This window comes from Mesorhizobium sp. M0106 (assembly GCF_040322715.1).
Classification (GTDB): Bacteria; Pseudomonadota; Alphaproteobacteria; order Rhizobiales; family Rhizobiaceae; genus Mesorhizobium.
In genome coordinates this window covers 30,023-53,990 of the sequence record NZ_JAMYUA010000025.1, presented here as the reverse complement: position 1 = coordinate 53,990, position 23,968 = coordinate 30,023, and the positions used below count along the sequence as shown (strand labels likewise).

28 protein-coding genes and 1 pseudogene are annotated in these 23,968 nt (G+C 59.9%); 16 read left to right on the top strand and 13 right to left on the bottom strand.

All coding sequences use genetic code 11. From position 1 onward, the window contains the following. The first annotated feature begins 1,090 nt into the window (after positions 1–1,090). Together NKJ55_RS22640 and NKJ55_RS22635 are read left to right on the top strand one after the other, a co-directional pair. The gene (locus tag NKJ55_RS22640) at positions 1,091–1,477 is read left to right on the top strand and encodes a hypothetical protein (protein WP_352451796.1); all 387 of its coding nucleotides are present in this window, start codon (positions 1,091–1,093) and stop codon (positions 1,475–1,477) included. Positions 1,478–1,915: 438 nt separating this feature from the next. Continuing rightward, entirely contained in the window at positions 1,916–2,458 is a 543-nt protein-coding gene (locus NKJ55_RS22635) for a DUF309 domain-containing protein (RefSeq protein WP_352451795.1), read from the top strand. Between the two features lie 69 nt (positions 2,459–2,527). Here the strand turns inward: NKJ55_RS22635 and NKJ55_RS22630 are convergent, their stop codons facing one another. Both NKJ55_RS22630 and NKJ55_RS22625 read right to left on the bottom strand, forming a co-directional pair. Next, complete coding sequence (locus NKJ55_RS22630) at positions 2,528–2,947, bottom strand: hypothetical protein (RefSeq protein WP_352451794.1); 420 nt, start codon at positions 2,945–2,947, stop codon at positions 2,528–2,530. Positions 2,948–3,326: 379 nt separating this feature from the next. Then, positions 3,327–3,779 (bottom strand): hypothetical protein, encoded by a 453-nt coding sequence (locus NKJ55_RS22625; RefSeq protein ID WP_352451793.1) that lies wholly within the window; start codon positions 3,777–3,779, stop codon positions 3,327–3,329. A 309-nt stretch (positions 3,780–4,088) separates the two neighbouring features. On the opposite strand from NKJ55_RS22625, the pseudogene NKJ55_RS22620 reads away from it, so the two are divergent. Beyond that, positions 4,089–4,300, top strand: a pseudogene (locus NKJ55_RS22620) (cold-shock protein). A 233-nt stretch (positions 4,301–4,533) separates the two neighbouring features. On the opposite strand, the gene NKJ55_RS22615 reads toward NKJ55_RS22620, so the two are convergent. Further along, a complete protein-coding gene (locus tag NKJ55_RS22615; RefSeq protein WP_352451792.1) occupies positions 4,534–5,004 on the bottom strand; it encodes a Ros/MucR family transcriptional regulator in 471 nt (156 codons plus the stop codon). Between the two features lie 646 nt (positions 5,005–5,650). Here NKJ55_RS22615 and NKJ55_RS22610 point away from each other — a divergent pair. From NKJ55_RS22610 to NKJ55_RS22555, 12 genes are all read left to right on the top strand, one after another. Next, the gene (locus NKJ55_RS22610) at positions 5,651–5,917 is read left to right on the top strand and encodes a DNA -binding domain-containing protein (RefSeq protein WP_031195313.1); all 267 of its coding nucleotides are present in this window, start codon (positions 5,651–5,653) and stop codon (positions 5,915–5,917) included. 349 nt (positions 5,918–6,266) lie between these two features. Next, positions 6,267–6,527: a phage integrase central domain-containing protein gene (locus NKJ55_RS22605; RefSeq protein WP_352451791.1), complete on the top strand. Its 261-nt coding sequence runs from the start codon at positions 6,267–6,269 to the stop codon at positions 6,525–6,527. A gap of 5 nt (positions 6,528–6,532) precedes the next feature. Beyond that, entirely contained in the window at positions 6,533–6,721 is a 189-nt protein-coding gene (locus NKJ55_RS22600; protein ID WP_352451790.1) for a helix-turn-helix transcriptional regulator, read from the top strand. A gap of 256 nt (positions 6,722–6,977) precedes the next feature. Continuing rightward, complete coding sequence (locus NKJ55_RS22595) at positions 6,978–7,496, top strand: hypothetical protein (RefSeq protein WP_352451789.1); 519 nt, start codon at positions 6,978–6,980, stop codon at positions 7,494–7,496. A 173-nt stretch (positions 7,497–7,669) separates the two neighbouring features. After that, complete coding sequence (locus NKJ55_RS22590; RefSeq protein WP_031195317.1) at positions 7,670–7,849, top strand: hypothetical protein; 180 nt, start codon at positions 7,670–7,672, stop codon at positions 7,847–7,849. Between the two features lie 71 nt (positions 7,850–7,920). Further along, the gene (locus tag NKJ55_RS22585) at positions 7,921–8,679 is read left to right on the top strand and encodes a hypothetical protein (protein WP_352451788.1); all 759 of its coding nucleotides are present in this window, start codon (positions 7,921–7,923) and stop codon (positions 8,677–8,679) included. Between the two features lie 252 nt (positions 8,680–8,931). Next, positions 8,932–9,465 carry a hypothetical protein gene (locus NKJ55_RS22580; RefSeq protein ID WP_352451787.1) on the top strand — a complete coding sequence of 178 codons (534 nt, stop codon included), beginning with the start codon at positions 8,932–8,934 and terminating at the stop codon, positions 9,463–9,465. A gap of 24 nt (positions 9,466–9,489) precedes the next feature. Next, a complete protein-coding gene (locus NKJ55_RS22575; protein WP_352451786.1) occupies positions 9,490–9,858 on the top strand; it encodes a hypothetical protein in 369 nt (122 codons plus the stop codon). A gap of 34 nt (positions 9,859–9,892) precedes the next feature. Beyond that, complete coding sequence (locus tag NKJ55_RS22570) at positions 9,893–10,135, top strand: hypothetical protein (protein WP_023722868.1); 243 nt, start codon at positions 9,893–9,895, stop codon at positions 10,133–10,135. Between the two features lie 39 nt (positions 10,136–10,174). Then, positions 10,175–10,369: an HK97 family phage prohead protease gene (locus tag NKJ55_RS22565; protein WP_352451828.1), complete on the top strand. Its 195-nt coding sequence runs from the start codon at positions 10,175–10,177 to the stop codon at positions 10,367–10,369. 1,539 nt (positions 10,370–11,908) lie between these two features. Continuing rightward, positions 11,909–12,718, top strand: a complete 810-nt coding sequence (locus NKJ55_RS22560) for a hypothetical protein (protein WP_352451785.1) — start codon at positions 11,909–11,911, stop codon at positions 12,716–12,718. 31 nt (positions 12,719–12,749) lie between these two features. Beyond that, positions 12,750–13,580 (top strand): SGNH/GDSL hydrolase family protein, encoded by an 831-nt coding sequence (locus NKJ55_RS22555; RefSeq protein ID WP_352451784.1) that lies wholly within the window; start codon positions 12,750–12,752, stop codon positions 13,578–13,580. Positions 13,581–13,587: 7 nt separating this feature from the next. On the opposite strand, the gene NKJ55_RS22550 is transcribed toward NKJ55_RS22555, so the two are convergent. After that, positions 13,588–13,776: a hypothetical protein gene (locus NKJ55_RS22550; protein ID WP_023722438.1), complete on the bottom strand. Its 189-nt coding sequence runs from the start codon at positions 13,774–13,776 to the stop codon at positions 13,588–13,590. Between the two features lie 179 nt (positions 13,777–13,955). Next, the gene (locus NKJ55_RS22545) at positions 13,956–14,237 is read right to left on the bottom strand and encodes a hypothetical protein (protein ID WP_023722439.1); all 282 of its coding nucleotides are present in this window, start codon (positions 14,235–14,237) and stop codon (positions 13,956–13,958) included. Between the two features lie 313 nt (positions 14,238–14,550). Between NKJ55_RS22545 and NKJ55_RS22540 the strand changes: the two genes are divergently transcribed. After that, the gene (locus tag NKJ55_RS22540) at positions 14,551–14,829 is read left to right on the top strand and encodes a hypothetical protein (RefSeq protein WP_023722441.1); all 279 of its coding nucleotides are present in this window, start codon (positions 14,551–14,553) and stop codon (positions 14,827–14,829) included. Here NKJ55_RS22540 and NKJ55_RS22535 read toward each other — a convergent pair. The 8 genes from NKJ55_RS22535 to NKJ55_RS22500 all read right to left on the bottom strand — a co-directional run bounded on the left by NKJ55_RS22535 (position 14,823) and on the right by NKJ55_RS22500 (position 23,908). Continuing rightward, positions 14,823–15,176 carry a hypothetical protein gene (locus NKJ55_RS22535; protein ID WP_352451783.1) on the bottom strand — a complete coding sequence of 118 codons (354 nt, stop codon included), beginning with the start codon at positions 15,174–15,176 and terminating at the stop codon, positions 14,823–14,825. The two genes, NKJ55_RS22540 and NKJ55_RS22535, sit on opposite strands and share 7 nt — an antisense overlap. Before the next feature lie 1,724 nt (positions 15,177–16,900). Further along, positions 16,901–17,923: a transketolase family protein gene (locus NKJ55_RS22530; RefSeq protein WP_502904505.1), complete on the bottom strand. Its 1,023-nt coding sequence runs from the start codon at positions 17,921–17,923 to the stop codon at positions 16,901–16,903. After that, positions 17,920–18,759: a transketolase gene (locus NKJ55_RS22525; protein ID WP_502900834.1), complete on the bottom strand. Its 840-nt coding sequence runs from the start codon at positions 18,757–18,759 to the stop codon at positions 17,920–17,922. Before NKJ55_RS22525 ends, NKJ55_RS22530 begins: the two co-directional genes overlap by 4 nt. A 19-nt stretch (positions 18,760–18,778) precedes the next feature. Next, complete coding sequence (locus tag NKJ55_RS22520; RefSeq protein ID WP_352451781.1) at positions 18,779–19,531, bottom strand: SDR family NAD(P)-dependent oxidoreductase; 753 nt, start codon at positions 19,529–19,531, stop codon at positions 18,779–18,781. A 35-nt stretch (positions 19,532–19,566) separates the two neighbouring features. After that, positions 19,567–20,460, bottom strand: a complete 894-nt coding sequence (locus NKJ55_RS22515; protein WP_352451780.1) for an amidohydrolase family protein — start codon at positions 20,458–20,460, stop codon at positions 19,567–19,569. 64 nt (positions 20,461–20,524) lie between these two features. Continuing rightward, positions 20,525–21,487, bottom strand: a complete 963-nt coding sequence (locus tag NKJ55_RS22510) for a substrate-binding domain-containing protein (protein ID WP_352451779.1) — start codon at positions 21,485–21,487, stop codon at positions 20,525–20,527. 22 nt (positions 21,488–21,509) lie between these two features. After that, positions 21,510–22,514 carry an ABC transporter permease gene (locus NKJ55_RS22505; RefSeq protein ID WP_352451778.1) on the bottom strand — a complete coding sequence of 335 codons (1,005 nt, stop codon included), beginning with the start codon at positions 22,512–22,514 and terminating at the stop codon, positions 21,510–21,512. Beyond that, positions 22,511–23,908 carry an ATP-binding cassette domain-containing protein gene (locus NKJ55_RS22500; RefSeq protein ID WP_352451777.1) on the bottom strand — a complete coding sequence of 466 codons (1,398 nt, stop codon included), beginning with the start codon at positions 23,906–23,908 and terminating at the stop codon, positions 22,511–22,513. Before NKJ55_RS22500 ends, NKJ55_RS22505 begins: the two co-directional genes overlap by 4 nt. Between the last annotated feature and the right edge of the window lie 60 nt (positions 23,909–23,968).

The window sequence follows — 23,968 nt, the reverse complement described above, 5'->3', positions numbered from 1 at the left end:
ATTTGACTGGCAATCAAGTTTCTGTGGCGCGACCTTTCGTGGATGCGACAGCCAAACAGCCTGACTTCCCCACTGGGAATGCTTGCTGCCTCGACCTCTCTCCGGCCGGCCGAACGCCCTTTGCGGTGCCGGCCGACACGTTCCGTGCCGGTGCCGGAGCCGAGGAGAGCCCGAGGCCTTCACCATCATCAATCCGCTATATGGGCCATGCGCTCAACAACGCGCTGCAGGACACAGGACGTGCCGTCCCACAGGGATTATTGAATCCCGTTAGGATTTAAACGCCATATCCAATCGCAGCCATCCGCTGAACGCAGCTATCGCCGTCGACGCGAACATCGAACAGAACCGACCCTGCGGTTTTTTCCGCAGCGTCAGCCACACGATCGCAGAACGGTCGATTGAGGTAACAGGCACAGCAATAATCGTGTTGGGGAACAACGGAGAACTTAGATGCGCGTCGGTAAACGGGGACACCGCCCTTTTGGTGGCGGAATTGGCTGCGTGGAATGCGTCTCCGCTGAGTGAGTGCGCATTTCGCAAAAACGGGACAGTCGTTCCGCTAAATCGCGGACATATACTCGCCACTGAATTCGCAATCTGCCGGTTCGACTGGCAGGAAGAATGTGACTCGCGAAATCGTCCAAGAATAATTCCGAGACTCCTCATTTGGTCGCCATGAGATCGCGCTCCAGTTCCGCAATGCGCACGCACTTGCCGAGCCTCGTCCTGACGCAACGCCTTGATCCATCCTCGCCCGCGCATAAGTCTTCCTGCCAACACCCAACCGAAAAGCCATGCGGATTCCTAATTTCCGGCAAGCCGAAACGCTTGTGGAAAAGAAGCGCGGCGCTCGGGAGGACGAATGAAGCGATATTACAAGGTTGTTCGTCCTATTGGCCATCTTGGGCTGTGATGTTATGGGCAATCTGTTCGAGGAGCGCTCCAACGGCTTGGGCATGCCGCGGACAAGCGAAGTAGCGCCCGCCAAGAGCGCAGTTGCGATGTAGGCATCGGGAGGGCGATTGGTGCGTGGATAGTCAGCCCTGGCCTATTGTCGATTGTGCCAGCCGGCGCGCATTTTGCAGCCATGGTGGCGCAGCATGTTGAATTGGCGTTGTTTGAGCAGTCACTCGGCAATATCGAAGGCCTGCATCGGCCGTTCTGTGATCGTGTGGCTGACGCTGCGGAGAAAACCGCAGGATCGGTTCTTTTCGATGTTCGTGTCGACGGCGATATTTGCGTTCAGCGGATGGCCGCGATTGGATATGGCGTCACCGGCACAGCAATAATCGTGATGGACAAGTACGGACAACTTAGATGCGCATCGGTAAACGGGGACACCGCCCTTTTGGTGGCAGAATTGGCTGCCTGGGATGCGTCTCCGCTGCGTGAGCAAGCGAGGGTTGACCACCGCGGAACGGCCATCATCCTGCTAGCCAAACTTCGGAGCTCTGGTCACTTCGCCCGGTTCTAGCCGGCTGAGCGCCGCTTCCTACCTTGGGCTAAGCAGATGGCGCGGCGGCGATGAGGCACCAGCGCGCGAATCCCCGCCAGCAGCAGCCGCTCCGCAGTGAGACCCAGCTTCGTTCCCGTCATCAAACTGCTCACGTTGAACGCCGGCGCGACTGGCTCCGGGCGGAGATCGATCCGAACTACCTTGGGGTCGCCTTCGGCCTTGCGACCGGGCTTGCTGCTCGCAGAAGCAGCGTCAGTCTTCGGTGCGCGAGTAGTCGGGCTTCAAGACGGTCAAGCGCTATCGGCGTCTGCCACCGAAGACGTCCGGCGTCGTGCGTGTACGGCGGAGGCTGAAATCTCAGGGATGGAAGGACCCAGCAGCCAATGCAGGCGGTGTCCCATCAGATTCCATAGGACATGAATTGTCATCGACGTGCTTTCATGATTGCTGGGGTCTATGTCACGTCGTCGCTTGCTACCCGAAAAGAATTTCCCGGGCTACGCATACCTGCCTGGCAAACATCCGCATCCGGTTCGCGACCCGCTGGGTCACAGTTACCAAAGCGACCCGGGGACCGTTGTTGCCGTCGAGGAATCACTCAGCTCAAACGCGTTCCGATGGGGTATCGACCTTTTCAATCACGGCTATTACTGGGAAGCCCATGAGGCTTGGGAGCCTCTTTGGCACGCTGCGAAACAAAGCACTCAGCATCGCCTTTTCTTCAAGGGACTGATCCTGTTGGCGGCGGCCGGGGTGAAAATCCGCGAGGGAAAGCGGGTCGCTGCCGCGCGCCATGCGGCGAGAGCTGCAGCGCTTTTTCGTCGGCTGGCGCCTCTGCCGAGCCGGCCCTTTGAGGCCGCACTCGGAATGACACCTGCCGCGCTCGCGGTACACGCCGAAACGGCCACAACTTTCCCGGCTGTTTTGCGAGAGCCGATGCCTGGCCAGCCTGAGCCCGTTTTCTATTTCATTCTCGCCCCTAAATCCGAGGGCGTCTGATAGGCAAGTGCACTGCCGGCCCGTCATGGACAGTTCGACACGGGCAGCTTCAATCCTGGTGCGGTTGACCTACGGCACAGCCCGGCGCTGGCGGAGCACCCATGGCAGGCGCCGCTTCCATCGTTCACCTCTCGGCAAAGCAACATTTTTCTCCCACCGCTTTTTCTGGCGGGTCCGTCTGTCTTCAGTCGGTGGGTTCGATGCCTTCGGAACCGGCGCTTTCTCAACCGTCGGCTGCTTAGGAAGCGATCCGTCGGGAATGGTCACGTCCTTGGCATCGGGGACCCCTTGACCAACGGCGGCCATGGGCCGAGAATGGATATCTTTACAAGGAAGAATCGGCACTTCAGCGATCTCACCTTCAGTCTTCGCTTCCGCGATATCGTTCGCGATGGCGGCCAGGTCGATGCCGCCCCAGATTGACTGTGGCCGCTTCATGAGCCCACGCTTCTGTTTGATCTCGACGACAAAAGGTCGCTGCTGCTTCATAGTGCTCTCGGCGGATTTGGGGGAGTGCGAATGTCGTCTAGGCCGATCGCACGCTTTCGTCCAACCGCCCCCATGCATTTTCCAACCATTTTCGAAGACGTTGCTATCGGCCAAGCCACGACTAAAGCGGCTCACCGCCGGAGCCTAGGCCCAGGCTCCCGATCTGATGTCTTGCCGTCAGCATGACCGCCTGACCATATCGCCTACGCAGTCGCCTTTAGTAGGCCCATCGCGAAGCCGCAGAATATTCAAAATGCAATGAGGATGGCCGCCACCTTTTCCATGCTCGCATGTTCCCGAGTAAATCGACCCGTCCAACGCATTTTTTGAATCGGTCACCTGCGACTGATTATGCTGCTGATGGTCCGCATGCCGGATGTCATGGGTGGCCGGGCACAGATTGCACTCGCAAGCGCTCGGCAATCCCAAAGCTGCACTTGGTGCACATCGCATCGGCTTCCCTCCACCGATCAACCCTTAGAGTGGGTTGAGAAGTCGCAACAGGTGGCGCTGACGAGGCTTGTTCCGCAGCCCTCGTTGTCGTTGATCCAGACGCTGGGTGGCGCATGAGGAATCGCGCAGCGATCACCCATAGGTCAGCTTTGCTGCGCTCGATTTTGTCGATGATCAGATCGGCCCCCTTCTTCGCGAGAGTGGGCGCTCTAATCAGCCTCGAACAAGCCTGATCCTGGTCAATCTCACGCGCGCCTGCCAGATTGTAGAGCCTCTTGCGGGTGTTTTCTACAACAACCACCAGGGTCATCAGATCAAGCAGGAAGTCGTCGATCGCTTGGGCGGTTGTTCCTGACTCACCTTTGAACTGATCCAGCAAAACGCTCGCATGATCGATCGCATCCGCACTGGCCGGAGTGATTAATGCTTCGACTCCTCTTGACGATGGCGATCGTACGAGGTGCCGGCCCCCGACTCCTCATTGCAAGGTTCACCACGTGGTGCGTTAAGTTTCGTCTGCCTTTGCGACTGCCGCTTGGTCGCGGCCAGTCCACTGGCTCCACGATGCGCCTACCACGGCGTGTCGCTCCGGGCCTTGCGGTCTTTCGCATTTGCTGCGTTATACTATGAACCGGCCCGGCATGATCGCCGAACCAGAACGTTTGCAAACTTTACAAGGAATACGCGTATGGCGACTGGAACCGTGAAGTGGTTCAACAGCACCAAGGGATTTGGATTATCCAGCCCGACAATGGCGGTCAGGATGTTTTCGTCCACATTTCCGCTGTCGAACGCGCGGGCCTCTCGACCCTCGCTGACGGCCAGAAGATCAACTATGAGATCGAGCAGGACCGCCGCACTGGCAAGTCTTCCGCTGGCAGCCTCAGCAAAGCTGGCTGATTTTTCTCCTGCCCCCGGCAAGAGCCGGAAGGACGCGGCAAGTCCGGATGTACTGACGGCCGCTAGACAAGAGCGGGCGAGAATAGGGTTCGGCGCAGCACATTGCTGGCGGAGGCGCTTCTTGTGAAACAAGGATGTTTGCAGTTGAAGGCGGGCTGTCCCCGCCTTCTCGTATTCTGCGCAGATGCCGACGGTAGCTGCGCGCTCCAGCACGAACCTCGATTGCCGAAATTCTAAGCTGCGACCTTCTTGCGGGTCCGCTTCGCCGGTGCCGGCTCCGGCGTTTCCGGCTCTTTCGGTTTGCGGCCGAGCCCCATCGTCTTGGCCAAAGTCGAGCGTGCGGCAGAGTAATTCGGCGCGACCATGGGATAATCTGCCGACAGGCCCCATTTGGCGCGATATTCATCTGGCGTCAGGCCATGGTGGGTCGACAGATGGCGCTTTAGCGATTTGAACTTCTTGCCGTCTTCAAGGGAGATGATGTAGTCCGGTGTCACCGACTTCCTGATTGGGACAGCAGGCGTAAGCGCAACCGGCCTTTGTGCGGTGACGCCTGCAGCCGTGCCTTTCAGCGCCGCGTGCACTTGGCCGATCAGGGCAGGGAGATCCCCCACCGGGACCGGATTGTTGGAGACATAGGCTGAGACGACATCGGCCGTGAGCTCGATGAGGGTGTCAATGTTTTTTGCGGCTTCTTCTGTCATGAAATTCTCCGGGCAGCCTGAAACACAGTCGGCGAAGCGTCGCTTCATAGTGGCGGTCGCCGCTGAAAGCAAATACAGCCCGGCAGGACTATCGCGATGCTCGTCGGCGCCGAGGACCATAGCGCTGCATCCGCCGTCGTGCGCGTGTTGATCTGCGCGCTGTCGGCCGGGCAAAACGAAGCGCCAAAGATGTTTTGCGCCCTCCATGAAGCCCCAAGGTCGTCCTTCCGCAGCTCACGAAGCCCTTACGGATGCGGTAGCTAGGCTTCGGTTCTTGACTTTCGATGTGACCTGCGCCCCGGCCAGCGCGCCCTCGGCAGGCGCTACGAACTCGAATAGGGTGGTTGAACCGATGCTGAGCATCACGGTAATTCAAGCACAAGCTTTGCCTGTTAATCCTGTGGTCACAAACGACCTTGATGGCCAACAATGCGAAACCCGATGTGCGCGCCGCACGGTCTTGAGCTTTTTGCAATTCATCCCTCACCTGGGTCGAACCGCTCAGAAGATGCGCATATCGCCTCGAGCGGGCGCTTGCGGGTCATGATCGCGATGGTGTCTTAGCTACGATGTTTCCCATCCTTGGTTAGGCTGTCGAAAAGAACAATCGCTCTTCGATCACTTACTTCCGGAGCCCGATGTCATGATGAAATATCCAGACGTTAAACCAGGTCTTAAAGAAGAAGTGCCCTGGTCTGACAGCCTGACCAGCTACGACCGTCAGCACTTCACGACCTACCTGAGGCTCCTGGATGCAGGTGCCGACGAGGCAAGCTATGAGGAGATGGCGCAGGTCATCCTCGGCATCGATCCGGTGCAAGAGCCGGAGCGGGCCCGGAAAACTGTGCGAAGCCATCTCGATCGGGCGAACTGGATGGTGACGACCGGTTACAAGGAATTGTTCGCCGGATGAGGGCGAACAGGCGGCGACACGCTCCGCCTGTTCAGATGTGGTTACGGCGTCCGCGAAAAGAGCGGTCTCACGGTCGGGGCTGCGGGAATTAGGTTCAAATTGAAAGACCTCAGTTCTTTGCTCCATCATGACGATCGACCAGATGGCCGGCGACCGGTGCGAGCACCAGACCCGCCACGCTGGACGACAGCAACACGAGGCCAACCAAACCCGAACCGCCAACATGAAAAGCCAACCATGCAGGCAGGACAATTCCGACGCCAACGATAACGAAAGAAGCCGATGAAAAAGCTATAAACAGCGGGTCTTTCGAATCGTCAAGCGAGACACTTTCCCGGCTAGCTTTCCGATGAAGATAGCGGTGAAGGAGAAGTCTTTCCGCAATGGGAAGCACAACGCGCAGTGGTCGATGACGTTGCGTGAATATGCCAAGCCGCTGCACAAGAGGCCGATCGCCGAGATCGCGCGCGACGACGTGGTCGAGACGCTGAAGCCGATCTGGGAGAAGATACCAGAGACTGCTGACCGCCTCCGCATGTGCATTGCAGCAGTAATGGGTTACGCGAAGGCGAGGCGGCTTTCAACTCTGCCGACTGGCGGAGAGGCCTGAAGGATATGCTTCCGGCTCGACAGAAGCTCACGCGCGGGGCAGCCACGTCTCTTTCTCGTACACTATTGATTTTGATGGCGGAAGCCGGGGGGTTCCCGAAGCCCGTTTCGCTATCCGAACGACGTAGTGCATATATGCGTGCCGAGGTCGAAGAGTGGATTGATAAGCGTATCGCCGCGAGCGCGGCAGCATGAGCCACAATGCCGAAACTGTTGCGAAATGTTTATGCTTTGGAAGGCTACCGAGAAGGCGTTCCTGCAGCATCTTCTGATCCGCTTGATAGAGGATGTTCCGGACTTCAATAGGGAAAAGTTCGCAACCGGCTTGCACCTACTGCAAGAGGAGTGGCCCATCGACCGAACAGACAAAGATCGAGAAGCGCAGGGCTTAGTCAGCATCCGCTTTCCTTGGCGAATTGATTGAAATGACAGCAATGCGCATAATCTAAAGGTGTCCAAGCGACCCGATGGCGGCTTCGCCGTTTTCGCGCCGAACGCTCATGGTGGGCGCGTCGTCACGTTTTCTCGTTCTCTTGTTGCCGAAATTGCCAGCGCCGCTGTTGCCGCGCTCATGGAGCCGACGCCGAATGACCGCACCCACACTGAAGCAAAAACGTTCCTCGACCTTATCAACAATGGCGACGCAGAGAGGCTGGCCAGTTTTCACTACGGCAATATGGCCAGGACAGGCGGATCGATCATGGTTGCGCCGGAAGACGTGGCCTGGGACCACTACACGTTCAAGCGCGAACTGTTACACCCGCGACCCGACAACGAACCTGCAGATATCAGTGAGGCCCTCCGCTGGTGCGTTGTGGTCGACAACATTCCAGAATGTGACGCCGACACGGCCGGGATTATTTACATCGAGAGAGAGACGCCCTTGATGAGAAAGTTCTCAGGGCGGCTATCAGCAATGTCGTCAAACCAGGTCATCTTGAAGCGGGACTTAGGAGGATTGTCGTTGTAAGTCTCGGCCGATTTGGAACACCGCATGAGCGCGCCAAGACCAAGTAAAAATTTTAGCATGATCGTCCTCCTTTCAATGGAGAAACCAATGCGGCGGGCAGATAGTTCCACAGGTCCGGAACAATGCTCACTAGCGCTCGTTGCCTCTGATCGATGGGCGAGGAGCGCGGAGATATGGCCGTGAAGAAAAAGAGCGACGATAGCCGCGTTAAGAAGGGCGCAGAACTTGAGGTAGAGCACCTTACCGAAGTCACGGACCTATCGGCCAAACAGGCGCGCACATTATTGCGGAAGCACGGCGCTGACTGGCAGAAGCTCAAGGACGAAGCCGAAGATTTAAAGGATGACGACTGACTTACCCGTCCCGCGCATTGCGGAAACGGACTACCCGGCCTGGCCGGTTTCTCGAATTGGGATAACCACCCATGACAAAGACCACCCGCAAGGAAATACTAGAAGCAACAGACGCCTTCGTGAAGGCCAACCCGGCGGAGAAGCGCACCGCTGTACGGCTTCGTTTTCGTGGCGGTCGGCCAGCTTGGAATTGGCTGAAAAAGCACGACGGGAAGGGGGCCGCCGCATTGTGGCTCATCGTTCGAGAGCGCCTTCCGCAGGCCGCCAACGACAACCTGCCCACTGACGCGGGACTGCATGTCGACCGGAGCCGAAGGGACGGCAGGCCAAGAGGGAAGAATCCAGATCCACGTTCGTTGGATCCCTGCATAGCGCTGCCGTCTGCCCAACCGCGGCTCGGCGATGCCGAACCGGAACCGGCACGAGCAGGCAACTGGGATGCGGTGTCGCCAGGTGTCTCTATAAAATCGCAGGAGTGGATACATCCCGACGCAGTATTCACGTCGGCAACTTGCTTCAGCTTCCATCCTCCAGAGATCGCACCTGGCGCATTCTTTCTGGGTGCAATAGGCGGACTAGGCCAGCTTAAGTTGGGCAGGAGTCGTGGAGACGTACGGCTGGCTGGAACTGCCGATCCGATCACCCCACCGGCCAATATCGATACTGTCATCGAGGTCATCTTAGCAGGCGGCAACGTTGCTGAGGTCGGCAAGGCTTTCGGCGCTAAAGGCGGATATGCAGACCGTCGCGGAGGCGCTGAGCTATTGGCGGCTGGCAAGTGGGCGAAGTTGGCGGTGGCGAATGACAACCCGAGAATCAGGGCCGCTTAGGGACGTGTGCCAAATCGTGGCCCCAAAAACCTAAAGGGGCAACAGCAACGAATGGGGCGCTTCGGCGTCCCACCCGCTTTGGGCCCTACGCCTCGTCATCGTCAGGCGCAACCCGTCAATCTGGCACCAGAGGCGGGAATTATTGCGCGCGTTCCGGCCAGGCTGCGTGCGCTCACCGTCCAGCCTTCAGGGCTGCGACGGTGTTTTTTTTAAACCATCGCAATCACGAATTTCCAAACTCAAGGATCAAATATGCCTACGACAAAACCAGCCGTAGCCGCCATTGTGCGGCGTATCGGCTTCGATGAAGGGCGCGTGGGCGCGGTAGCCCGCATACTCACGGACGCCGCTGTTCTGCCGCCCGGTGCGCCTGGGACATCTCCAGATCTCAGCCCGCAAGACGTGGCGTCACTCATGCTTGGCGCGGCGCTGGACGTGCCTTTGCGTGCTGTTGTTGACGCGGTGCGCGATTACCGCGCCCTGCGCCGTGAAGGCGTTCCTGATGGCGCGCCATTTGCTATCAGTGTTGCCACAACTGGTGAAGAGCTAGACGTCCTGGCCGAGATCGCTGCAACTGGCTCGCCAGAGGCGAAAGCACGGGCAGCAAAGACCATCATCACCGTAGTCACTAGTTGGCCGGAAGTCGTGCCGATCGACCAGATCGACACCCGACGCTTCAGCGCGGGCGCGCCAAGTCACTGGCAGGCCTCTCGCCATCGCAAATCTGTCGAAATCAATGCCGCCGCGCTTGTCGAGGTCATCAATGAACTTTTTGGAGACCAGTAAAATGTCAAAAGCTGACCTTTCGTAATGCCCGAATTGACCGATGTCGACCCGGAATTCGCAAAACTCGAACGGCAACTTCAGGACCTAAACTCCCAAAAATGTTTGGCCGATCGCGAGCTTGCGAGCCTGCGTGAAGAACTGGCCGAAGCGCGCGGTCCGTCCATTCCGTCCAGCGTTGCAGCCCTGCTTGGTGATGAACCCGACTCGGCGACGGGAAAACGGCAGCGTGCCGCCGAACTGAGCAAGTTGGTCGGCGATCTTATGGTTGCCATTGACATCATTTCTAAACGTCTGCGGGAGCGTCGCGACATACGGCAGCCGTGCTGCTGTCGCGCGCCGCCGCATTGGAGGCCGCGATGGTGCCGCTTCGCGAGTTGGAACAGTTGCGCATAGATTTGGAAGCTCACGATGCATCAGGTCATTTTCAATGGCCGCACGGGAATCTTTCGCATTTTTCCAGCGCGTTCTGCGCGGCTGTGCGCAAGGGAGTGTGAGTATGGAACGGCGAGAATACGAAACCGCCACGGATAAGGGGCGCCCTGGTCAACGTCTGGTGAGACTGCCGGGCGATAAACAGCACACCAAGCGTGGTGACAGCGCAAAGGTCATCGCGCGCCGCATTGCGCTAGACAAAGCGGAGAAGCGCCTGCAGAGGCTGACGAATGGCTGAGTATCGGGCTACGCCATCCAATAGAGCCAACCCGCGACTATCGCGGGTCTCTTCGTTGAACAGTTTGCGCGCGGATCTTTCGACAAGTCATTGCTCCACAATCCTGACGTGGCGGCTCTGTGGTCGCATGACAGCAGCCGGCCACTTGGGTGTGTTGGCCGCCGCGACAGCAAATATCGCAGCGGCCGGTCCACCCGCCGAGCAAGTCATATTCTTCCACCATGTAGCTCTTGATCTTCAGCCAACTGCCGTGCCGCCAACCGGCTTCCATGGATGCAGGTCAATTCACGATTTGCTGAAACGCGCTGTTTCCGCCCGGGTGGAGCTAGCCTGTCAGTTTAGTGAAGTCGTGGCGCCGCGCACGAACATGTGCCAGCAAATTCGTTTCGTTTACGACCCCTGATTGAAAGAGATTCAGCGTGGTCGAGGCCAGAATCTGACCGTCTATCGAAGTGCTGTACCATTTAGCGTCGGCGGTTATTTGGTCGACAACCCGCTGGCAAATCGCCCGATCTTTAGGTCTAAGGAACTGACTTTTCAGCGCTCGTAGCATCTCGATGCCTTTAAAGGGGAGTCACTTGTCTCCGACGCGACACCCATGCGCGGGTCTCCGGACAATGGATACTAAACGCATCAAGACAGAAAATTGCCATTCGTTTGAGCGGTACCGATGCAGGGCGTTGGCATCGGTGACGTGGTTGCGGCCGCGGTACGGAGGGGGTCACTGACAACCGTATCAGCGATACACGCACTTCCTTAGCGGGCGGCCCAGCAGCTTGGGTTAGGGGGGCCGCTGGGCCTGACCAGCGAGCGTTCGGGAACGCTCGACTGGCTGGTGGTATTTTAGATAAATCTAATATAGTCGAACCATGCGAACGAAGTACGCGGCGGTAAGAAAGTGGCTGGCGTCCGATTCACTTACCGCGCGCTTTTGCCTTGGGTTCTGGCGAGCTTTCGGACGGGTTTGCAGCCAATTTTGCAGATCGCCGATCTGTTACCCACAGGGACTTTTTCCTCGTCAACAAATCGTCACGATCGCCCTCAGCGGTCGCTCGGCTATGCATCGCAGCTATGGCGTAGTCGGCTCTGTTGGTTCGATAGTCTTCTTTTTGGACAGTCATCGTTTGCTCCCAGTTTCATAGCCCCTCTTTTGCCCTGGCGGGGAGATTAACTGCCGGCGCATTACGCGAGTCAATCGATGAAACGACCACTCCGCGGTTGCGAGGGCGGGAAGCAAGCCGACAATTTTAACGTTGGAACGGCTTACAGAGTGCCGGCAACACAGCCGCCCTTTCGTCGGGCTGCGTTGTTCGCGTCCATGTTGCCCTTCAGCTCGGGTCTTGGCTTCACGTGCCTTGATGTCTGTGTTGTCCATCATGCTGCCAACCGGCAAGCCAAGCCAAAACACGCCGTCCACGTCACGGCGGGCGGTTCTGTCTTGTACGGCCATTATCGGCGCCAGGTCGGAATTCGTTCGGTAAAGTTCGGCTTCCAACTGGCTGCAGGACTTGCCCGCGTATACGCTGGACGAAACCAGCATGGGATTGACGTCGGCTGGGCGAGTAGCGCAGCCCGTGATGGCTACAAACGCACATAACTTGATTCATGCTTCCCCAAAATGCCCGCGGCGAGCAGGCGTTGAGGGCGGGACGAAGTCTAGGTGCCTTGACGGGATGCCGAATATATTCCTATTTTGCGGCATGCCGCACCGTCGCCGCCATGAACAGATTTCCGAGTATCATCTTGCCAAAATTGAACGACAGGCGTGGCGCCTTGTCTCTGTCGGTCGGGGCGACGCTTTTGGACCTCAAAGTGTCCGCTGCCGACCTCGGCCTGCGGGTTGGTGAACCCGTTGAAATCATCGTTGATCTGATCGCCGCACAAAGCCTTCAGATCATCGGCAGCATCGCGGTGTCATCCGGGGTGGCGCACAACGAGAGCAACACGGTCAACCCGGCAGTGGCGGGCGGGCTGGGCTACATGAGCGTTGGGCTGACCGTCACGCCGACCCAGAACGATGTCACGTTTGGCACGAGCCTGCTGGTTCGGCTCAACATCGCTGCCGGCGTCGGTGCGAATGGCCTGTTCGTGCTCGGCTGGGCTGTCCAGAAGGCCAAGTCACGCCTGACCTACATCGGCGGGGCTCTCCAATCTGCGGCCATGGTGGCGGAGGATGCGAACCCGAAGCTTAACATCAACCCGTTCTTCCGCATTGCGGCCAGCGGCGTCACCAACGACTATGCTGGCAACCCCCTGATCGGAGCATCGGCTGGCGGGTTTCCTCCTGTTCTGGTCAACGCGCCGGCAGGCTCGCCCTTCGGCACCAAGGCCATCAAGCTGCCGGCCGGCCACGCTGCACGACATCAAGACGCCCGTAGCCGAAGCAGGGTTGACGGTGGGAGAAACTGTCTGGTGTATCTTCGCCTTCATGGCGGGGAGTGCCCAGTCCATCCAGTTCATCCACTACATTCCGGTGTCGTCCGGGGTGACCCAGACCGCTCAGATAACCAAAACGGTCAATGGCCTGACGTATATTTCGCTGCCCATCGTGGTCACCCAGAACGACGTTACCGACGGCCTTAATCACCAGCTCCGCATCCTTCCGACAGGGGCCTTGGCCGCGGATGCCTACCTTCCCGGCTGGGCCATCCAGAAGGCACCGGGCCGGCTGATCGATAACCATGGCCGGTTTGACAAACTGGCCAAGGACGTTGCCTCCGTGCCGGCCTCGCAGTTCGCCGGCAAGATCGGTGCGCACTTCGGCGATAGCATCATCGAAAGTGTCATCTGGCCGGGCATCACGCCGACCGCCAAGATTGCCCAGCGCACCGGCATGACGATCACCAACTGCGGCGGCGGCGGTACCCGCATGGCCAACCATGCTGCGAACTATGACAAGTTCTCGTTTTACCGGCTGGCCGATGCCATTGCCTCCGGTGATTTTTCCCAACAGATAGCCGCAGCAACGGTCATCGGAGGCACCTTTCCAGCGATTGCAGCGCGCATGGCATCGGTGGATTACAGCCTGCTGGATTACCTGATCCCCTCGTTCGGCACCAACGACTTCACCGGCGCCGGCCCGACGTGCCCCATCGGCACCAATGCGGACATAACCGGGGCGACCTTCAAGGGAGCCATCAACTACGGCATCCAGACGATCATGACCGCCCGGCCGAACCTGAAGCTCATCTTCACGACGCCGATATGGCGGACGCTGGACGGCACTGCGGGAGGAGCCGGAAGCCAGCTGATCGACTACGCCAACGCCATGCTTGAGGTCTGCGCCCTAAACAGGGTGCCAGTGGTCGATCTGTACCGCCGCTGCATCATCAACCAGTTCAACTACGTTCATTGGATGGGTCCTGGAGACGGAACTCACCCCAACAATCTTGGACAGGACCTGATCGGCGGCATGATGGCGGCGGGGCTGTTCGACAACTTCTAAGTTGCGCCTAGACAATCTCGGCGCGGACGAAATGCCATGACGCCGTGTTAATGATCGTGTCCGGGGTGTAGGGATTGGTGAGTTTCACTAGCGTCCCATCAACTTCCGCGACCGTCCAGACGCCAGTTTCGTCGCTCCAGTCGCCCGGAACCGCTACAATCATGGTGATGCGGTAATCTCTTCCGATTTCGAACATTCGGCCCTCCCCAGTTTTTGGTTCGGGGCAGAATGCGCGCGTGCTTGGGTCGGCGCAAGCGTCACCGACCTCGCAGGCGCGGATGGCGTCGACCAGCGCGACAACCGCGCCACGGGCCAGGTGGATGCCATCCTCGACGTGATCTCGAGCAACCTTTTCACGGCGATGGCAAATCTACCCTAGTGGAAGTCAATCTTTTTCGACGGCTGCGCGGTGTGGCTTTTGAGACTGATGAGCGCAGGCGTGTCGATCTTCGATGCTATCCGCCGGGCCAGTTCCCGCAATTCGAAAAAGCCGTCAATACTCATCAGGCTCAACGGTGTGCCTGACGAAGTATCCCACCGCAAAGGTACTTTGTCTTGCCTGTACGAAGATCCGTTCATCTCGCAAATGGCGTCGTAAATCGCCTGTGCGATCGACATTTCGGCACGGATACGCTCTGCGTCTTTTTGGCTGTTCATAAGAATTTTTCCCCAAACCACGGTCCCCCTTAGCCGCTTTCATTAGGTGTCGCTAGATCACGCGGATGTGACACGTCGGATAAAATCGATTGATATGGCCGAGGGAGCGCACGCGGTTTTCTTTGGTCTTCGCCGTGTTGAGCGCCGTGCAAGACTCGTGCCGCGTCCATCTTGATCGCAGCGTTGAATGGGCACTATTCGCAATGTATATTGCGCGCATGAGCACTGCAGCTGACAACAATTTTTTGCTGCCGCCCCCGGCTCCAGCGTATCTGCCGGCGCGCGTCATCGGCGACCCGAAGAAGGCGGCGTAGTGGTCAGCCCGCTTCCGGATCCCGAGGTCGCGGACGAAGCGCCAAGCGAGCCCTACCTCACCCCATACGACAATAAACGCGTCGCCATGTATATGTGGCTGCTGGACGCCGCCTATGACGACGAGGATTGGCGCGTGGTTGCCAGGACTGTGCTGCATATCGATCCCGAGAAGGAACCGAAGCGGGCGCACCGAGCCTGGGAAACTCATCTCGCCCGCGCCCGGTGGATTCTCAAGGAAGGGTACAAGTTCCTGTTCCCGAGCCCCACGACTCACTGACGAGTCTGTCCGTTAGGGCCGAAATTGGGGCCGCAAGAAGATACCGACAAAAGGTTTAATGAAATCAAGGGCATCTGGCGGAGGGAGTGACCGTCCGGCTGTTTTTTCGCGCCGACGTCATGCCTTTTCTTCGCACCGGTTAAAGGTTTTGGTTCCCTGGACCAGGAAACATCGATGGGGCTCGCGGTCACCCAGGTGAAGCCACCGCATCCACCATGCGCATCAAGCGCACTGGTCAGTCGACGCGACAATACACGAGACCCGCCGCGCAGTGCCTCCAGTTCTTTGAGACTGGCACTGATGAAGGCAAGTGCCTCGCCGCGGTTGGGAACCGGTCCCTTCTTCATAGCACGAACCCTGCTGCCACGAATTGACCCCAACTTAATTAAACGCGCTCTCATCGGTGAAAGTGACTGTCAGCATTGGAGGCGCGGAAATTTCTCCCAATGCAGATGCTCAGGACGTCCTTCGCACTGCCGGACGGTGCCTTTTTGAAGCGAAACAACATGGACGAAATCGTGTTTCATTCGTCTATGACGCCGCCATGTTGCGGGTCGTGACGCCCTAACCTACCGCTGGCCCAGCCCTGACGCTGGCAGAGTATCGCGAGAATGGGGCCTGCCTTCCAACCCATTGCGGATGCACCAACAACCCGGCCACGTTCGACGTTTCACAGCCTGGGGCCTATTTTTCAGGTAACCGGCAATTCGTTGGAGTCCGTTCTCCAAAGTGACGCAAAAAGGCCCGCCCCATTGTCTGGAGCAGGCCCTTTGACTTGCGCGGTACTCAGAACCTTGCCGCTTCGCGAAAGATAATAGCGAATGGTAAACATCGACTGAACGTCCGTGCCGCTTCGGTGGCCTTGGGTTAGGTGCGGCCTGTCCTTGTTGCTTGGCGAGATCGGGGCGGCTGATGCCGGCTCAGTGCGACGCGGGTTTCGTGCAAACCCCAACAATGCTGCCCCCGCATCGATCACCGCAAGCAGATTGGCCAGCTAAATGTCATCCACTGCAGGGCAAATTCGTTGCTCGCCGGCCGACAAATGCTGGGAGGCACTGCATGCGCGCGCTCGGGGACCTGCGGTGAAAGATTGGCGCCCGGCCGCGATTGATCAAAGTTGGGCCTACGGACCGAGTGTCACCGCTTGCGATCGTAACATTGCTGCGATCCGAATTTACTCTTTGGCTCGCGCCCAAGCTGGACGCTCAAGAATGCCGCGTCTTCGCCGATATCCTGACGCTTCAGCCCGGCGACCGGTGGCGCAGAGAAATCTCACGAACGCGAGCCGGATCGCGAGCCAGACCGAAGATGAGCTTTCCACCTCTGCATGATACCGGAGTCTGGGCCCGTTGGCGCAGGATGGAAGTCGATCCTGATGTACGGTGATACACTTCCCGTGCGTCGAGATGGGCGGACTCGAAATGAGGCCGCAGTTCGTCAACGACACCGTTGTCGCTCGGGATTGCCTGCTCGAACAGCAGATGTCCGTAATCGGCCGTCAGGCTTCGAGCTCCTTCGGCTGACTTTTGAGGGCGGCGATGAGTAGCCCCAAAAGAGCCTTCCGCTACCGGAGCAGGAGCGAGAAGTTGTAGCCGGCGGCGGCCAGGACGGCGTCGCCCTGCTGGCGGGCGAGGTAGTTGCGGCCAGCTTCTTTCGCTTCGCGCCACCAACCTTCGACCAAACCGGTGCCGTGACACCCGTTCCGAGAACAGGCGAGCCGCGCGCCGGTCCATATGCCGCGAAGGACAGACGAGCCAACATCCCGAAACTTGCTTACGTCGAACTCGCGGGAGACCGGCACCAGGGGGCCTGACACCAAGTCCTCGAATGCCCTCGATGTGTGTTCAAGATCCTAGGAAGTTCTCTCCTTACCACTGGAAGACAGCTCGTCCAGCCGCATCTGAACAGGAGGCCGGTGCTCAACCAGTGCCGCGCAGGATGTGCCCGATTGACAGGCATCAGGGAAGCCCAGGTCCTTAGTCCACAACGCTGTGACGAGCGCGACAACCGCGGCGGGGTTAGCCAGCTCACAGTTCAAGTCGATGGCTCAACTGTTGCATGGGGAGAGCTCTTACTTCTCGCTCCAAGTGCGGACGCGGCGCACGAGCTCGGAAGTTGAGATCCCGTAGCGATCGTGAAGCGTCGGCAGCGCGCCAGCGTCGAGGAACTCGTCGGGCAGGGCGATCTGGCGAAAGACTGGGGCCACTCCCTCCCGCATCAGCAGCGCGGCGACACCTTCGCCCAGCCCACCGATGATGGTGTGGTTCTCGGTCACTATCACTAGCCGTCCCGGACGGCGCGCAGCGGCAAGTATCGCCTCCGTATCCAGAGGCTTGATCGTCGGAACATGCAGAACGGCGCAGCCGATCCTGTCGGCTTCAAGCGCCTTCGCCGCCTCCAGCGCGCGCATGGTCATCAGGCCGGTTGAAATGAACAGCACATCCTCACCCTCGCGCAACAGGCGTGCCTTGCCGATTTGGAATGTGTAATCGTACTCGTCGAGCACGACAGGGACCTTGCCGCGCAAAAGCCGCATGTAGACCGGCCCGTTGTAGTCCGCGATCGCCTCCGTGGCCTGTTCGATGTCGAGCGCGTCGCAAGGGTCGATGATCGTCAGGTTCGGCATCCCGCGGAAGATCGCGATGTCCTCCGTCGCCTGGTGGCTGGGGCCGTAGCCGGTCGTCAGCCCCGGTAAGGCGCAGACGATCTTCACATTGAGTTTCTCCTCGGCGATCGCCATGCAGATGAAATCGTAGGCACGTCGCGATGCGAAGACGGCATAGGTCGTCGCGAAAGGCGTGAAGCCCTCCCGCGCCAGGCCGGCGGCGGCGCTCATCAGCACCTGCTCCGCCATGCCCATCTGATAAAAGCGATCCGGATGCTCCTGTGCGAAGACATGGAGGTCCGTGTATTTCGCGAGGTCCGCCGTCAGGCCAACTATCCCGGCCCGCTGGTGCGCCAGTCTGGCCAGTGTGTGCCCGAACGGCGCATTGCGTGTCGGTACGCCATCGGGCGCGATCGACGCGATCATCGCCGAGGTCTTGCGCTCACCGGCATTGGCGGCGTGGCGCGGCGCGAACTTTGACAACCTCAACGCGGACGTCCCTTTTCCAAAGCTTCGAGCGCCAGCGCCCATTCATGCGGTTCGACGCGGATGAAATGCGTGATGTCGCGGGTTTCCAGGAACGGCACACCCTTGGCCATGCGGGTATCGCAGACGATCACACGTGGACGAGGCTCCTTCAGCCCGCGCGCCAGGTCGAAGGTCACGCGGACCGCTTCGATGTCGTTGCCGTCGACGCGCTGCGCGTGCCAGCCGAACGCCTCGAACTTGTCTGTCACCGGCTCGGAGGAAAGCATGGCCGTCGATGGACCGTCGGCCTGCTGGTTATTGAAGTCGACGATGGCAATGAGATTGTCGAGCTTGTGGTGGGCCGCCGACATCGCCGCTTCCCAGGTCGAACCCTCGCCGAGTTCGCCGTCGGACAGGAGGTTATAGACGAAACTGTCGCTCTGCTTGCGCCTCAGCCCCATGCACATACCGACAGCGATGCCAAGGCCGTGACCGAGCGAGCCGCCGGTGATCTCTATGCCGGGCGTGTATGCCGCCATGCCGGACATCGGCATGCGGCTATCGTCGCTGCCATAGGTCTCGAGCTCTTCCTCCGGCAGCACGCCCGCTTCGATCAGCGCCGCGTAGAGCGCGATGGCGTAGTGTCCGATCGACAGCAGGAAGCGGTCGCGTCCCTCCCACAGCGTGTCGTCCGGCCGGTAGTGAAGCGCATGGAAATAGGCGACGGCAAGCACGTCGGCGATACCCAGCGCCTGTCCGACGTAACCTTGGCCCTGGACTTGACCCATCCGGACGGCATGTCGGCGGATACGATAGGCTCGTTCGGCCAGGCTGACATTGCTGCCGGCGCGAGGCATCTCAAGATCCGGTGTCCTCTCAGCCATGGATCAGCATCCCACCGTTGACGTCGATCACGGCGCCGGTGATGTAGCTGGCCAGATCGGACGCCAGAAAGAGATAGGCGCCGGCGACGTCGCGTGCGTCGCCCAGCCGGCTGAGCGGGATCCCCTTGATGATGTCGGCGCGCATGGCGTCGGTCAGTTTGCCCCCAGTGATGTCGGTCTGGATCAGGCCCGGTGTGACACAGTTGACGCGGATGCGGTCGGGCCCGAATTCGCGCGCCATGGCCTTGGCAAGCCCCAGAACACCCGCCTTGGCAGCCGAATAGTGCGGGCCACCGAAGATGCCGCCGCCGCGCTGGGCCGAAACCGACGACATGCAGATGATCGAGCCGCCGCCATTTTCGCGCATGTTCGGGATGAATGCCTGACTGAGATAGAGCACGCCGCGTAGGTTGACATCGAGCATGCGGTCCCAGTCAGCCGGGCCGATATCCAGTGTCTTTGCGGGCTGCGTGATCCCGGCAATGTTGCACAGCACGTCGACCTTGCCGAAGGCTTCGGCCACTTCGGCAGCAGCCCTCTTGCACGCATCGAGGTCGGCGACGTTACAGGCGAGGCCAATGTGCTCGGGCCCAAGCGACTCGGCGGCGTCACGGGCCTGTTGCTCATCGAGGTCAAGAATAGCAATGCGCGCGCCTTGCTCCGCCATCAGCGTTGCCGTGGAGCGGCCTATCCCCCGAGGGCTCGCGGCCCCTGAAATCACCACGGCCTTGCCCTTCAGCAACATGTCGAACTCTCCTGCTATTTCTCTTTGCCGGTGATCTAAAGTCGGTAGAACCGGGCAGCGTTGTCATGGAACAGCGCGAGCCGCTCCTCGTGCGGGTGGGCGATCGTAATTTCCTTGAAGGCGTTCAAAATGGCGTCGAAGCTCGAGAACAGCTTGTCGACGGGGAAGTTCGTCGCGAACATCGAGCGGCCGACGCCGAAGGCTGCGATCGCCTCCTCGACATAAGGACGAATCGAGGCCGTGGTCCAAGTCCAGTCGCCCATGCCGAGGCCCGAGATTTTGCAGGCGACGTTCGGCGCTTGCGCCAACTGGTGCATGCCTTTTTTCCAGGCGCCAAAATGCTCGGCGCCGTCGACCTGCATGCCGGTGTGATTGAGAATGATCTGGACGTCGGGAAAGTCGCGCGCGAGTTCGAGGAACTCGCCCATCTGGGGATAGTAGAGCTGCAGGTCGAAGCTCAGCCGTCGCTTCGCCAGCTCCCGGAAACCACGCCGCCATTCGGGTGTCCGGCTCACCTCCGGCCGCGCCTGATAGGTCTTGGCGGCGTCGGCATGGTAGTTCATCGACTGCCGAATGCCGCGGAAGTTCGGATATTCCATGTGGCGGTCGAGGAGCTCGCCAACATCGGGTCTAGACAGGTCGGCATAGCCGACGATGCCGTGGGGAAACCCCCGCTTGTCGGCGATCTCCTGCAGCCAGCGCGTCTCCCCAACCGGATCGCTGGGATCGAACCCCACATCCAGGTGCACCGATTTTACGAGGTTCTGGTTCTTGCCGTCCTCAAGATAGTCCTGGAGAAGGTAACTTTTTCGGATCGCCTCGTAGTCACCGAAGGCTGACGGCTTAACCCCGTCGGTCAGCCACGGATAATAATTGGCCTCCAGATCCCACAAATGATGGTGCGGATCGATGAACGGCAGCTCGGCCACGGTCGGGACTCCTTGCTTGAGGTCTGGACCCGCCGGCCAAGCCGGCGGGTCCATTGGGTGGCGGTCAGTTGCTCGGGGGAAAGACGCGGGCGATGACCTTCTTGGCCTCGGGACTGTCAACCTTGTCGGCCGTAACAAGAGGCATGACCAAGGCCAGATCCTGGGTCACCGGCGCGCCCGTCAGTGCGTTGTAGACCTGTTGGGTTCCGTCGATGCCTTGGCCTACTGCCTCCTGGAAGAAGATGCCCTGGAGCGCTCCTTTCTTGAGCAGCGCGATCGTGGTCGGCGAGCCGTCGGCTACGGTGATGCCGATCTTGCCGGTGAGGCCCCGGGTCTCGACCACCTTGGCGGCGCCGGTGCCGGCTTCGTCATACATGCCGTAGATGGCCTTGATGTCGGGATTGGCGGTCAAAAGGTCGTTTGCCTGGGTGACGGCCTCGTTGATTGTTAGACCGCGCGTTTCCAGCATCTGGACGAGGTCGCAGCCGTCGGCGGCAAACGCCTCCTTGGCGCCCTTGAGGTATTTCTGTGCATTCTCCCGGTCCTGCGGCAGCGACAGCATGCCAACCTTGTTGCCGCCACGCTCCTTGGCAAGCTCGCAGGTGAATTTCCCCTGCGCCTTGCCGGTCTCATAGTTGTTCGCGGTGACCGAGGACGTATAGTTGGTGAGGCCCGGTTGCGGCCCGATGCCGGCAAAGGCGATCGGCACTTTCTGCTTCGCTAGATAGTCGAGCAGCGGCGGTGTCGAGGTCGAGCTGACGGGGCCGATCACGATGGCCGCGACGCCTTTGGTCACGGCGGTCCGCGCATTGTCCATCTGCTTGGCGGGTGAGTTTTCCGAAGTGTACTCGACATAATCCATGCCGAGTTCCTTGGCCTTCTCCTTCACGCCGTACCCGACCCATTGCCAGTAGGAGATGTCCAGCGACGGGGCGATGTAAGCGACGGTCTTTTTGTCCTGTGCGTATGATGCGCTGGACAAGGCGGCCGCCGCCAATGCTGCAAGTAGTATGGTCTTCAACTTCATCTTGGTTCCTCCCGTTGATGATCTAGAGTCGGTTCTTGCTGCTGAAGCGGTCGATCAGAACCGCGAGCAGGATCGCGGCGCCGGTGACGGAGCCTTGCCAGAAGCTGTTCACGCCGATGAGGTTCACGCCGTTCTGGATGCAGGTGATCATCAGAGCGCCCAGCACGGCACCGATCGCGCTGCCGGTTCCGCCAAAGAGGCTGGCCCCGCCAATGACGACGGCGGCGATTGCCTGCAGCATCAGGCTGGCGCCGGCCGTGGCTTCGGCGTTGAGGATGTAGCTTACCGTCAACAGGCCGGCGAAAGAGGCAAGCAGGCCCGAAGCGACATAGGCGGCAAACTTGATGCGCAGAACCGGGATGCCGAGCAGCCGGGCAGCAATTGCCGACGAGCCGACGGCATAGAACCAGCGTCCGAGCACGACCTTTCGCAGGACGTATTCCAGCGCGATCATCAATATGATGCAGAACAGAAGATGGTTGGGGACGCCCGGGATGATCTCGCCCGAATTCAGGAGCCAGAAATCCGGCGCGCCGATCGGCATCGAACGACCATTCGTGACGATGAAGGCCAGACTGCCCGCCACCGCGTAGGTGATGAGCGTGACGACGAAAGGCGCGAGCCCAACGACCGTGACCAGAAGACCATTGATCGAGCCGAAGACAAGGCCGACGGCCAGGCCGGCAGCACTGGCGGTCAGTCCGTCGGCGCCACTGGCCATCGCCAGCGCGGTCACCATACCGGTCAAGGAAAAGACTGAACCGACCGAAAGATCGATGCCGCCGGTGACCACGACCAGCAAAACACCGAGTGACATGATGATGAGGGGCGCGGCGGCCTGGATGATGTTTTGCACATTGCCCATGCTGAGTGCAGCGGGCACGAACATGCCGACGGCCAGCAGCAGGACGACGATTACGGCGGCAATCGCGCCTTCCGTTCGGTAGGACAAAAGAACTGCTGGGACGCGCGAGTTGGTGGTCCGGAGTTTGTCGGTGGTCGTGGTGCCGTTGCTCGCGTCGGTCATGCCGCCATCCCCGTCAGTTCGGCGAGCCCGTCTTCGGTGTAGTGCTCTTCAGGCAGGAATCCCTTCGGCTGCCCATCGGTGTCAAAGGCGAAAATGGCGTCGCAAAGCTCGAGCAGTTCGACGTTCTCGGTCGACCACCAGATGATGATCGCGCCAGCGTCGGCCATCTCCCGGATCAAACCGTAAATGTCATGCTTGGTGCCGATGTCGACGCCACGCGTCGGCTCTTCCAGCACCACCATCCGGAGCGGCAGCCCAAGCCAGCGTGCGACGAGAAGCTTCTGCTGGTTGCCGCCGGACAACGAGGCCGGCAGGTCCCAGATCGAGCTGGCTTTCAACTTCAGCGCTGAAACGAGATCGTGACATTCCTGCCGCTCGGCTGCGGCCACGATCCGCCGTCTTTCGCGAACCCTGCGTGCTGCAAGCACGTTATCGACGATGGGCAGCTGCGAAAGGATCCCCTTGGTTGCGCGGTCGCCCGAAACAAAGCCGATACCGGCCCGCGCCGCTGCCGCTGGAGACGAGAAGCGGTCCGCAAAACCCTCGCCGGAAAGGCGCCAGCCAGCCCCGGGTCCGGCGCCCACCAGGGGAGCAATGAGGCCGGTCGGGCCTGCGGGCGCGCCGGCCAGTCCCAGGATGGTGCCGGACGAAATCGCTATCCTGACGTCGCCGGGGCCGAGGAGTTCGACTGGTATGCCCTGTCGGAGGTGTTTTTGCGGGTTGCGGTGCCTTGCCGGACGCTGCGCGTGTTGGCCCATCTGCTGGACGATTTCGGCGTCGCTGAGCGATGCAAGCGGCGTGGCATTCGCGATCGTGACGCCATCGCGCAAGATCGTGCAGACATCGCAGAGCGCGCGGATTTCCCGCATACGGTGAGAAACAAAGACGATGCCGATGCCTTCCTCGTGCACCAACCGCTTCAGCACCGAGAAGAGTTTGGCAGTCTCGCCGGCAGTGAGATTGGCCGTGGGCTCGTCGAGAAGCAGCACTTCGGCTCCGGTGGAAAGGGCACGAGCGATCTCGACGATCTGGCCTTCGTGGAGGGACAATTTGCGCGCCGGCAAATCGATGATCTCTTCGCCGATCGCTGGGTCAATCAGCCGCAGCGCTCCGAGCGCGGTTTCGCGCATGCGGCGACGGCTGATCTGCGACCAGCCCGACCTCGCATGCACAATGCCGATGTTTTCCGCGACCGACAGCTCGGGCAATAGCGCCAGCTCCTGATGCACCACCGCCATGATCGGGCTGGTGTGGCCGGCCTTCGACGAGGCGAAGCTAATATCGCCGGCATCGCGTGAGATCAGCCCGGTGATGATGCGGATCAGGGTGCTTTTGCCGGCGCCGTTGCCGCCCAGGAGCGCGTGGATTTCGCCAGGCCGGACCTGAAAACTCACGCCCCGAAGGACCCGTGTTGCGCCGTAGTTCTTCTTGACATTGGAAGCCTCGATCAGGGC